This is a genomic window from Actinosynnema sp. NPDC023794 (genome assembly GCF_040639675.1).
GTDB classification, from domain to species: domain Bacteria; phylum Actinomycetota; class Actinomycetes; order Mycobacteriales; family Pseudonocardiaceae; genus Actinosynnema; species Actinosynnema luteola.
Genome location: NZ_JBFAFR010000004.1, coordinates 79470 through 90474 on the forward strand (window position 1 = coordinate 79470; position 11005 = coordinate 90474).

Below are 11005 nucleotides of genomic sequence, written 5' to 3' on the forward strand. Positions count from 1 at the left end.
GACGTCACTCCCGAATGACGGCGGGCATTGCTCCGGCCCCCCAGCCCGCTCCGGAACTGACGTCCTGGAGGACGCACGGGTTCCGTTTTGGCGCCGGGAACTCAGACCTCCTGCACCAGCTCCCACACGCACCCGGCGAGCCGGGCGTTGTCGATCGGGGTGATCGTGCTCCAGTTGCGACCGTCCGAACTGGGTCGGACCTGGTGCAGGTACCGGCCGGACGGCGTGTCGTGCCAGGCGACCACGCGACCCGCGCGCACGGGCGGGCCGCCGAGCTGGGCGCGTTCGACGCCGAACTGGCCGCGGGTGCTCATCCCGTCGCACATGCCGGCCAGCTCCTGCGCCTCGTGCAGCGGCAACCCGTGCCGCTCCAGCGCCAGCATCAGCTTCTCCGCGTCCCGCCCGGCCTCGTCGGACGCCGCGCGCAGCACGTCGTTCGGCAGGCTGATCGACCGCCCGTGCCCGGCGGGCATGTCGCCGGCGACCGACACCGCCGCCTCGGCCAGCGCGCCGGCCCGTGACTCGATCAGCCACACCTCGTCGCCGTCGACCACGGCGAGGATGCCCTCGTCACCGGCCGCCGCCGCAAGACCCTTGATCTTGCGGCGGTCGACCCAGATCCACAGGTCGATCGACACCTGCGGGTTGGCCAGCAGCGCGAACGCGTCGGCCAACTCGGGCGTCAACCGCCGGTTGGCCGCCAGCCCGCGCTCGGTGAGCGAGCCCCAGGCCTGCTCGACGAACACGGCGCGCTCGGTGTGCGTGATGCCCGGGCTCGGCACGTCCAGCGCGACGTTGCGCCGGGCAAGTCGCTCACCCTCCCACGCGACGTCGAACTCCAACGTGGACAGGACAACCGTGCCGCTCACTTCACTTCTTCTCGATCTCGTCGCCGATGACCGACTGCACGACCATCCGCTCGTCACCGAACACGTCGTCGGAGTCGACGCCGTACTTGCGGACGTGCTCCCCGTCCTCCTCGCCCGGCCCGCCCTTGGCGGTGGCCGCCGGCTGCAACATCGAGGAACCCACACCGGCCTTGCCCGCGACACCACCGGCCGCGCCACGACCGGGCGCGCGCTCGTCGGGGTCGATGGCGCCGATCGTCGCGGAGATGCCGGACTTCCCGGTCAACGTGCTGGGCACACCGGGCATCCCGGGCACACCGCCCTTGCCGGCGGTGCCACCACCGGTGCCCTTGCCGCCGGCGGGGCCTTCAGGCGCCTTGGCGCCACCGGGCATCGCGGGCGCGGTGTTGCGGACGAGCCGCGCACCGCGCGCCTGCGTCGCCGCCAGCCCGAGCCCGAGCCCACCGGCCAACCCGAGCCCGAGCCCCAACCCGAAGTTGGACCCACCACCCGGCTTGCCGCCGAACGCGGCCGGCGGCAGCACCGTCTGGCCACCCGGCGGGTTCGGCAACAACCCGGTCGAGCCACCGGGCATCCCGGGCACCTGCGGCGGCACACCGACCGAGCCACCGGGCAGGCCGCCCGGCACACCACCGGGGACACCGCCGGGCACGCCACCGGGGATCTGGGGCGTGGTCCCACCGAGCTGCCCCACCGCCGCGACCGGCGTGCTGACGCTGGACGCCGCCGTCACGTCGAACTGCGGCGGCTTGTTCATGCCCTGGTACTGGTTCAGCGCGTCCCGACTGGCCTCGGTGTACTGGTCGAGCCCGCGGATCGCCTGCTCCCGAGCCGCCTGGGTCTCCTTGACCTCCTTGGCGTGATCGGTCTCGTGCCCGAAGAACCCGAGGAAGTCGTCACCGATGTGGGTCTCCGTGTCACCGCGCAACTTCTGCGGCTCGGGCATCCCGTTGCGGGTCTGGCTGTACGTGGCGCCCTGCACCGCGGTGGCCTGCGAGTTCTGCTGCGCCGCCTCGTCCGCCTCGGCCGCGTAGTCGGCCATGACGGTCGTCTTCTGGTTCGCCTGCTCGCCGGCGGCACCCTGCCAGTCGATGCCCAGCTTCTTCAGCTCCGTGCGCAGGGTCTCGTCCACCTCGATGAGGCTCGCGGACAGCTCGCGGAGCGCGTGCGAGGCGTCGCTGAACTTCTGCGCGGCGTCACCCGACTGGAACTGCTGGACGAGGGTGGCCAGCGCCTGGTTGTCGTAACCCTGGAACCGGAAATCCGGAATGTCTCGATGCCCGCTCATGACTCTCCCCTCACGCCAATGTCGGCAAGGTGACGAGCGCCAGCTCGGCCGCCTTCTTCGCGTTGTCGCACATCTGCTCCTGGGAAGGCGTCTGCCCGATGGACGAGAAGTCCACGTACAACTGCTGACCGTCGGCGACATCGACGGAGACGGCGCAGTCCACGGTCGACGTGCCCTTGAAGGTGAGTTGCACAGCGGAGTAACCGCTCACCTCCACCTGCTCCACCGCGACGTTGCCGCTGCCGCGCCAGTACTCGATGCCCTTGGTCGTCACCAAGCCGACCTCATAGGTGACGCGAGGCGAGTCGTTGTTGCCGTACGCGCAGACCGGCTCGTCGCCGGCCTTCACGATGTCACCGTCGTTCCGCTCGGCTTCGACCACGGCGAGCTCTTCCATCTGCGCCGTGGTGAGAACCTTGCAGGGATCGATCCCGTCGAGCTTCACCTCGCGCGGTCGCACCTTCTCGGGGGCCGCCGACGTCGCGGTGGACGTGGTCGTCGTTTCACCGACGGGAGTGGCATCACCGGGCTCGCGATCCGTGCAGCCCACGGCCACCAGTCCCAGGGTCGCAGCCACGACCACGACGCGAAGAAAGCTAGTGGACACTCTTCGCCCCGAACGCCGTGGTGACTTCTTCCTCGGTGAACCCGTACTGCTCGGCCACCGAGCGCAGCTGCTTGACCAGGCTGTCGAGACTGTCGATGTACTGCCGAATGCGCTCGCCGTAGGAATCCTCGGCTTCGACCAGCCTGCTGTTCCACGCCGCGGCCACACCGGCGTTCACCGGGTCGGTGCCATCCCCGAGTTCGACTCTGAGGTCCTTGCCGGCCCTTTCCAAGGCCTTGTTCAACCGGTCCGCCTGGTCGTCGATGATCTTGCCGGCCTGCAGCACGGTGTCCCGGCTGACCTCGAACTTCTGCCCCGAGCCGGGGCTGGCGGCCATGGTGTCGTTCAGCCGCTTCTCCGCCATGAACATGTCGCCGACCGCCTTGCCGACGGCTCCCCCCGCGGCGGCGACGGCTCCTAGTAGGCCGGTCTCCTGTTCCACGACGTCCTACCCCCGTACGGTCGGTAACGGATTGAACCCGGTTCGAGGCTACCAACGACCACGTGAGCCAGGTCTGAGGTTGGACGAAGAAACCCCCGCGCCGGTTCCGCGGTGGGTCACTTGTGGGGCGAGAGCGGTGCTAGGGGACGGTGATCTCGTCGTTCGCCGCACGCAGCGCGATGTCCGTGCGGTGGTGGGAGCCGGTCAGGTGGACGCCCTCCACCCGGCGGTAGGCCTCGGCACGGGCGTCGGCCAGGGTCTTGCCCGTGCCGACCACCGACAGGACCCGGCCGCCGATCGAGACGACGGCGCCGTCCTCGCGGCGGCGGGTGCCCGCGTGCAGGACGCCCTCCGCCTCGGACCCGCTGATCACGTCACCCGTGCGCGGCCGGCCGGGGTAGCCCTCGGCGGCGATCACGACGGTCACGGCGTGGCCCTCGGCCCACTCCAACGGCGGCGCGGACGCGAGGGCGCCCGTGGCGGCGGCGTGGAACAGGGCGGCCGGCGGGGTGCGGAGCAGCGCCAGGACGGCCTGGGTCTCCGGGTCGCCGAACCGGCAGTTGAACTCGATCACCTGCGGGCCGGTGGAGGTCAGGGCCAGGCCCGCGTACAGCAGGCCGGTGAACGGGGTGTCGCGGCGCGCCAGCTCGTCGACGACCGGCTGGACGCAAGTTGACACGATCGTGTCCACGAGGTCGGGCGCGGCCCAGGGCAGGGGCGAGTACGCGCCCATGCCGCCGGTGTTGGGGCCCGAGTCGCCGTCGCCGACGCGCTTGAAGTCCTGCGCGGGCAGCAGCGGCACCACGGTGGCGCCGTCCACCAGGCAGAACAGCGACACCTCCGGACCGTCGAGGAACGACTCCAGCAGCACCGGGTGGCCGTGGTCGAGCAACGTCATGGCGTGCGCGCGGGCCACGGCGCGGTCCGTGGTGACGACCACGCCCTTGCCCGCGGCCAGGCCGTCGTCCTTCACGACCCACGTCGGGCCGAACCGGGTCAGCGCCGAGTCGAGCCGGGCCGGGTTGTCGACGATCTCCGACACGGCGGTCGGCACGCCCGCGGCGGCCATGACGTCCTTCGCGAACGCCTTCGAGCCCTCGATCCGCGCCGCCGCGGCCGACGGGCCGAAGCAGGGGATCCCGATCGCGCGCACGGCATCCGCCGCACCCGCCACCAGGGGCTGCTCCGGCCCGACCACGACCAGGTCGGCGTTCCACTCCTTGGCCAGGGCCGCGACCGCGCCGCCGTCGGTGACGTCGACCCCGTAGGTCTCGGCGACACCGGCGATGCCGGCGTTGCCGGGCGCACAGGCCAACGCGATCACCGAAGGATCCCGCGACAAAGCGAGGACAAGGGCATGTTCACGGGCGCCAGACCCGATGACCAGGACACGCACGGTGCGGAAGCCTAGATGACCCACCCGGTCATTCGCCCAGTGCGTCCAGCGAGCCGGGGTGCAGCGGCACCGGATCGGTCATCCCGGCCTTCTCCTGCACGATGTCCTTGGCCGCCGGGTGCACGGCCTCCAGGTCCGACTTCTTCTCGTAGATGAGCTTGGTCACGGCGCACGCGTCGCCCTCGGGGAAGTCCGTGCGCACGAGCAGCACGTTCGGCACGGCCACCGTCGGCACGTCCGCGGGCTGCCCGTAGGTCGCGGCCGGGATGACGCCCCGGTCGTACACCTCGTTGATCTTCTTCAAGGCGTCGAGCTGCGGCGTGATGTCGATGAACTTGACCTTGTCCTTCAGCGACGTGGTGATGTCGGTGATCTGCGCGGTGGGCAGGCCGCCGGACCAGACGAGGCCGTCGATGCTGCCGTCCTTCATCCCGTCCGCGGTCTTGGCCAGGTCGAGCCGCTGCGCCTGCACGTCGGTCTCCGGGTTCAGCCCGGCCGCCGTCAGCAGCCTCTGCGCGATCACCTCGGTGCCCGACTTGGGCGATCCCGTCGAGATCCGCTTGCCGCGCATGTCGGCGACCGAGTCGATCCCGGAATCGGACCTGACCAGCACCTGCGTGTAGTTCGGGTACAGCCTGGTCAGCGCCTGCACCTGCTGCGGCTTGCCGTCGAACGCGCCCTTGCCCGCGACCGCGTCCGCCGCCGTGTCGGCCAGCGAGAACGCCATGTCGTAGTCGCCCGCGACGAGCTGCTGGATGTTCTGCACCGACGCGCCGGTCTCGGCGGCGGTGGCCTTGAGCTTGGTGTTGTCGCTGATCAGCTTCGCCAGCCCGCCGCCGACGACGTAGTACACGCCGCCGGAGTTGCCGGTCGCGATGGTGATCCGCCCGTCGGCCGCCTCGCAGGCGGCTGTGCCCGGGTCGCCGTTCGATGCGGCGGGGGTCTGCTTCCCGCCGCACCCGGCGGCGACCAAGCCGACCGAGAGCACGCCGACGGCGACCCTAAGCGTCCAGCTGCGCATGCTGTTCCTTCCTCCGTAGGACGACGTGCACCGCGACCGCGACCAGCAGGAATCCCAGGCCGACGGCGATGGTGACGGGTTGCAGGTAGAGCAGGGCGACGGCGGCGGGCGCGCACAGCACGCGTTCCGGCCACCGCGCGCGACCGAACATCCAGCCGCCGGTGAGCACGGCCAGCGCCGCCACGCCCAGCGCGGAGACGGCGAACACCCACACGCCGTCGAGGAACGACGTGCGCAGCAACAGCCCGGCGCCGTTGTCGGTCAGCACGAACGCCAGCGGCACGAGGAACGCGGGCAGCGTGTACTTCCACGTCCGCCACATCGTCTTCATCACGTCGCCGCCGGTGATCGCGGCGGCGGCCACGGCGGCGAGCGCCGTCGGCGGCGTCACCTCGGACAGCACCGCGTAGTAGAAGATGAACATGGCCGCTTCCTCGCGCGCCACGCCCAGCTCGATCAGCGCGGGCCCGATGACGACCCACGAGATGATGAACGACGCCGTCACCGGCACGGCCAGGCCGAGCAGGCTCACCGCGAACGCCGCCAGCACCACCGTGACGAACAGCACCGCGGTCGGGTTGGACGAGATCGCGCCGGCCAGGTCGACCAGCGCCGACGCCAGCTCCTGGCCGAGCCCGGTCTTGGTGATCGTCGACGTGATCACGCCCGCCGCCGCGCACACCGCGATCACCGGCAACGCCGACCGCACCCCGAGCGACAGCGAGTCCGCCATCGCCTTCAGCCACGCCCGCACGTCGCCGCGCTTGGCCACCAGCGCGAACAGCGCCGCGACACCGGTCGCGTAGACGACGGCGGAGAACACCGGGATGTCCAGGGCGAGGAACACCACGATCACCGCGAGCGACAGGAAGTGGTACCCGCCCTGCTTGAGCAGCGCCCACGGGCTCGGCGAGTCGATCTCCACCGGCTTCGCGCCGAACTTGCGCGCGTCGATCTCCACGGCCAGCGCGATGCCCAGGTAGTACAGCAGGGTCGGCAGGATCGCCCAGATCAGCACCTGCAGGTAGGACGTCTCCAGGTACTCGGCGATGATGAACGCCGCCGCGCCGAGCGTCGGCGGCGACAGGATCGCCCCGATGCCGGACGCGGCGAGCAGCCCGCCCGCGTTCTCCTTCGGGTAGCCCGCCTTCTTCAGCATCGGCCACGTCACCGCGCCCAGCGACACGGTGGTCGCGGTGCCCGACCCGGACACCGTGCCGAGCAGGAAACCGGCGGTGGCGGCGGTGCGGCCCGGCGCGGTGCGCGACTTGCGGAACGCGGAGAAGCTGATGTCCACGAAGAACGTGCCCGCGCCGGACGCGTTCAGCACCGACCCGTAGATCGTGAACAGCACGATGTACGTGGCGGCGACGTCCAGCGGCGTCCCGTAGAACCCGGTCGCGTCGTTGTAGAAGCCGTTGATGATCTGCGAGAAGTCCACGCCGGCGTGCGAGATCGCCCAGGACGGTGGCAGGAACCCGCCGTAGTAGGCGAACGCGATGAACCCGACGCAGACGACCGGCAGCACCCAGCCGGTGGTCCGCCGGCACGCCTCCAGGATCAGCACCAGCAGCAACGAGCCGGCGATGATGTCGAGCGCGGTCAGCTGCCCCTGGCGGTCGAGGAACGCGTCGAACCCGCCGAACAGGGGGTAGGCGCCCACCACGAACGCGCACACCGCCGCCACCCAGTCCACGACACCGGGGTCGTCGGCCTCACCGCGCCTGCCGCGCGGCCGGTAGCAGAGGAAGACCAGCGGCAGCGTGACCGCCAGGAAGATCACCAGGTAGTACTGGCCGCCCTTGCTGAACGGCCAGAACACCTGCTTGAGCACGAGCAGCGCGATGGCGAGACCCGCCACCCACACGCCCAGCTCCCACCTCCGGGACAAGGCGCGCGACGGGCGCTCCTCGTCGTACTCGGCGAGCAGTTCGTCTACTTCGACCTGCGGCTTGGTCGCCACGCGCACCCCTTCGTGTCGCGCTGGATGAAGCGCTCACGAAGCTACTTGTGTCGCCGGTCACAGCCATAGAGCGACCGTCTAAAGGGACTGTAAAGACCGCTGCGCCGAGACCGACGGGATCACACGATCCGGGCGTCGACGTAGCACCACCGCCAGTCCTCCTCCGGCTCGAACGACCGCATCACGGGGTGTTCCGAGGCGTGGAAGTGCGCGGTCGCGTGCCGGCGCGGGCTGGAGTCGCAGCACCCGACGTGCCCGCAGGACAGGCAGATCCGCAGGTGGGCCCAGTTGTGCTCACCTGCGGCCAGGCAGTCGGCGCAGCCCTCGGGGTTGTCCGGGGTGACGGAGTCCGGGAGATCTGGGACATGAGGACAGGTCATACCGGTCATCATCACGCAAGATTGCGCCATGCACGGTCCGGAACTGCTCCTGTTGCTCGTCGGCGCGCTGCTCGTCACGGCGGCGGCGAAACGCCTCAACTGGTCGGCCCCGCTGGTGCTGGTGGGCGTCGGGCTGGCGGTGTCGTTCATCCCCGGCTTGCCGGAGTTCGCGCTGGAACCGGAGCTGATCCTGGTCCTGGTGCTGCCGCCGCTGCTGTACTCGGCCGCCCTGGACAGCTCCTACCACAACATCCGGGCGAACCTGAGGCCGATCGGCCTGCTCGCGGTGGGCCTGGTGCTGGCCACCACGATGGCCGTCGGCTGGGTCGCGCACCTGGTCCTGCCCGAGCTGTCGCTGCCCGCGGCGCTGGTGCTGGGCGCGGTGGTGGCGCCGCCGGACGCGGTCGCCGCGGTCGCGGTCGGCCGGCGGCTCAACCTGCCGCGCCGGACGATGACGCTGCTCACCGGCGAGAGCCTGATCAACGACGCGACCGCGCTGACGGCCTACAAGGTGGCCGTGGCGGTGGCCGCCGGCGCCGCCGCGACCTGGGTGGACGGCACCCGCACGTTCGTGGTCAGCGCGGGTGGCGGCGTGCTCGTCGGGTTGGCGATCGGCTGGGGCGTGCGGTGGGTCCGCGACCGCCTCGACGACGGCGTGCTGGAGAGCGCGGTCGGCATGCTGGTGCCGTTCGGCGCGTACATCTTCGCCGAGGAGCTGCACGCCTCCGGTGTGCTCGCGGTCGTCATCGCCGGGCTCTACATCGGGCACAACGCGCCGCGCAGCTCGTACTACACGCGCCTGCAGGACACGGCGGTGTGGCGGTCGGTGGACGTGTTGCTGGAGTCGTTCGTGTTCGCGTTGATCGGCTTGCAGCTCAACAGCGTGGTGCGGGACGTGGACATCACCGCCGGCCTGGGGTGGGCGGCGGCGGCCGTGCTGGCGGCGACGATCCTGGTGCGGTTCGCGTGGATGTACCCGGCCGCGTACCTGCCGCAGCTGCTGTCGAAGCGGGTCCGGGAGCGCGAGCGGGCGCCGGGGTGGCGTGGCGTGACGGTGCTGTCGTGGGCGGGGATGCGCGGCGTGGTGTCGCTGGCCGCGGCGAGCGCGTTGCCGCTCGACCTGCCGGGACGCGAGGTGATCGTGTTCTGCGCGTTCGTGGTCACCGTGGGCACGCTGCTCCTCCAGGGCCTCACGCTGCCGTTCGTGATCCGCAAGCTCGGGTTCCGCGGTGACGAGGAGCGGACCGACGCGTTGGCCGAGGCGCAGGTGCAGCACGCCGCCGCGCAGGCCGCCGTGCGCAAGCTGGACGAGGTGCTCGGCGACGACGCCGGCACGTCGGACGAGGTCGTCGACCGGCTGCGGATCATGGCCGAGCACCGGGGCAACGCGGCGTGGGAGCGGCTGGGCAGGCAGGAGGACGAGAGCCCGGCCGCGTCGTACCGTCGGCTGCGGCGCACGATGCTGGAGGCCGAGCGGCAGGTGTTCATCCAGGCGCGCGACGACGGGCGGATCGACGACGAGGTGCTGTTCCGGGTGCTCCGCGAACTCGACCTGGAGGAAGCGGCCATATCCAGGGAGTGACGAACACCGAACCACCCCCCACGCGTTCACCGTGACGTGGCCTGTGCTTCGCCTTAGCGTGTCCGGGACGTCGCGGTGCGCGACGAGGCTGCCGCGCGTCAGGAGTGAAGTCGAGGAGGTCGGCGATGGTGCGGACGAGGATCGTCGGGGCGGCGCTCGCGGCGCTCGCGGTGGCGGGGGCGGTGGTGCTGCCCTCGGCGTCGGCGAGCGGTGACGCGGAGGTGGCGTCGTCCCGCAAGGGCCCGCTGGTGATCGGCCACCGCGGCGCGTCGGGCTACCGGCCCGAGCACACGCTGGCCGCGTACGAGCTGGCCGCGCGGATGGGCGCGGACTACGTCGAGCCCGACCTGGTGGTGACCAAGGACGGCAAGCTGGTCGCCCGGCACGAGAACGAGATCGGCGGCACGACGGACGTCTCGGCGCGCCCGGAGTTCGCCGCGCGCAAGGCCACCAAGGTCATCGACGGCACGTCGATCACCGGCTGGTTCACCGAGGACTTCACGCTCGCCGAGCTGAAGACGTTGCGGGCCAAGGAGCGCATCCCGGAGGTCCGGCCGCGCAACACCCTCTACGACGGCCGGTTCGAGGTGCCGACGCTGGAGGAGGTCATCGACCTGTCCCGCCGGCTGACCCGCGAGCTCGGTCGCGACATCGGCATCTACCCCGAGACCAAGCACCCGACGTACTTCCAGGACATCGGCCTGCCGCTGGAGCCGCGCCTGGTCGACGTGCTGACGAAGGCGGGCCTGAACCGGCACGGCGCGAAGGTGTACGTGCAGTCGTTCGAGGTGGCCAACCTCAAGCAGCTCAAGGGGAAGCTGCGGGTGCCGCTGGTGCAGCTGATCAACGGGTCGGGCGCGCCGTACGACTTCGTCAAGGCCGGTGACAAGCGCACCTACAGCGACCTCGTGACGCCGGAGGGCCTGCGCGAGATCCGCACCTACGCCAACGGCATCGGCGCGGCGAAGGACCGGATCATCCCGCGGGACGCGGCGGGTTTCCTGCGCGAGCCGACCACCCTGGTGCGTGACGCGCACACGCGTGGCCTGATCGTGCACGCCTGGACGTTCCGCAACGAGAACACGTTCCTGCCGGCGGACTTCCGCAAGTCCACCGACCCGGCCGCGTACGGCGACGCGTTCGGCGAGTACGCGAAGTTCTACGCGACGGGCCTGGACGGCGTGTTCGCCGACAACCCCGACACCGCCGTGGAAGCCCGCAAGGGCTGACGCACGCGGGGTCCGGCCGGGGTCACCACCCGGCCGGACCCCGGCGTCCGCGCCGGCGAAACGCCCGGCCCCGGTCGGCAGGCGAGTGCTCGATGGCGATCGAGGACGATGACCCGTCCGGCGAGGTGGACATTCCCCCGAGAACGAGCCTGAGCAGTCCGACGGGTCGGGTTCTCCGCCATGTTCGGCGCGTACGCGCCCGCCACCGACGAGGACTACGCACGTGCC

Annotated in this window: 10 protein-coding genes; 2 read left to right on the top strand and 8 right to left on the bottom strand. The window is 71.1% G+C overall.

From position 1 onward, the window contains the following. Positions 1–101: 101 nt before the first annotated feature. The 8 genes from AB0H12_RS11590 to AB0H12_RS11625 form a co-directional block, all read right to left on the bottom strand. Positions 102–869 (bottom strand): ESX secretion-associated protein EspG, encoded by a 768-nt coding sequence (locus AB0H12_RS11590; RefSeq protein WP_499622655.1) that lies wholly within the window; start codon positions 867–869, stop codon positions 102–104. Position 870: 1 nt separating this feature from the next. Further along, complete coding sequence (locus AB0H12_RS11595) at positions 871–2157, bottom strand: PPE domain-containing protein (protein ID WP_499622656.1); 1287 nt, start codon at positions 2155–2157, stop codon at positions 871–873. A gap of 10 nt (positions 2158–2167) precedes the next feature. Further along, positions 2168–2734 (bottom strand): DUF3558 domain-containing protein, encoded by a 567-nt coding sequence (locus AB0H12_RS11600; protein ID WP_499622658.1) that lies wholly within the window; start codon positions 2732–2734, stop codon positions 2168–2170. A 19-nt stretch (positions 2735–2753) separates the two neighbouring features. Further along, positions 2754–3206, bottom strand: a complete 453-nt coding sequence (locus AB0H12_RS11605; RefSeq protein WP_230570765.1) for a hypothetical protein — start codon at positions 3204–3206, stop codon at positions 2754–2756. 139 nt (positions 3207–3345) lie between these two features. After that, on the bottom strand, positions 3346–4602 hold the full coding sequence (gene purD, locus AB0H12_RS11610; protein WP_499622660.1) for a phosphoribosylamine--glycine ligase: 1257 nt from the start codon (positions 4600–4602) through the stop codon (positions 3346–3348). A gap of 28 nt (positions 4603–4630) precedes the next feature. Further along, positions 4631–5623, bottom strand: a complete 993-nt coding sequence (locus AB0H12_RS11615) for a TAXI family TRAP transporter solute-binding subunit (RefSeq protein ID WP_499622661.1) — start codon at positions 5621–5623, stop codon at positions 4631–4633. Continuing rightward, the gene (locus AB0H12_RS11620; RefSeq protein WP_499622663.1) at positions 5604–7586 is read right to left on the bottom strand and encodes a TRAP transporter permease; all 1983 of its coding nucleotides are present in this window, start codon (positions 7584–7586) and stop codon (positions 5604–5606) included. Before AB0H12_RS11620 ends, AB0H12_RS11615 begins: the two co-directional genes overlap by 20 nt. Before the next feature lie 119 nt (positions 7587–7705). Continuing rightward, the gene (locus AB0H12_RS11625) at positions 7706–7966 is read right to left on the bottom strand and encodes a UBP-type zinc finger domain-containing protein (RefSeq protein ID WP_230570769.1); all 261 of its coding nucleotides are present in this window, start codon (positions 7964–7966) and stop codon (positions 7706–7708) included. Between the two features lie 28 nt (positions 7967–7994). Here AB0H12_RS11625 and AB0H12_RS11630 point away from each other — a divergent pair, with 28 nt between their 5' ends. Both AB0H12_RS11630 and AB0H12_RS11635 read left to right on the top strand, forming a co-directional pair. After that, positions 7995–9548 carry a Na+/H+ antiporter gene (locus tag AB0H12_RS11630; RefSeq protein WP_499622664.1) on the top strand — a complete coding sequence of 518 codons (1554 nt, stop codon included), beginning with the start codon at positions 7995–7997 and terminating at the stop codon, positions 9546–9548. Between the two features lie 125 nt (positions 9549–9673). Further along, complete coding sequence (locus AB0H12_RS11635; RefSeq protein WP_499622666.1) at positions 9674–10777, top strand: glycerophosphodiester phosphodiesterase; 1104 nt, start codon at positions 9674–9676, stop codon at positions 10775–10777. Positions 10778–11005 lie beyond the last annotated feature (228 nt).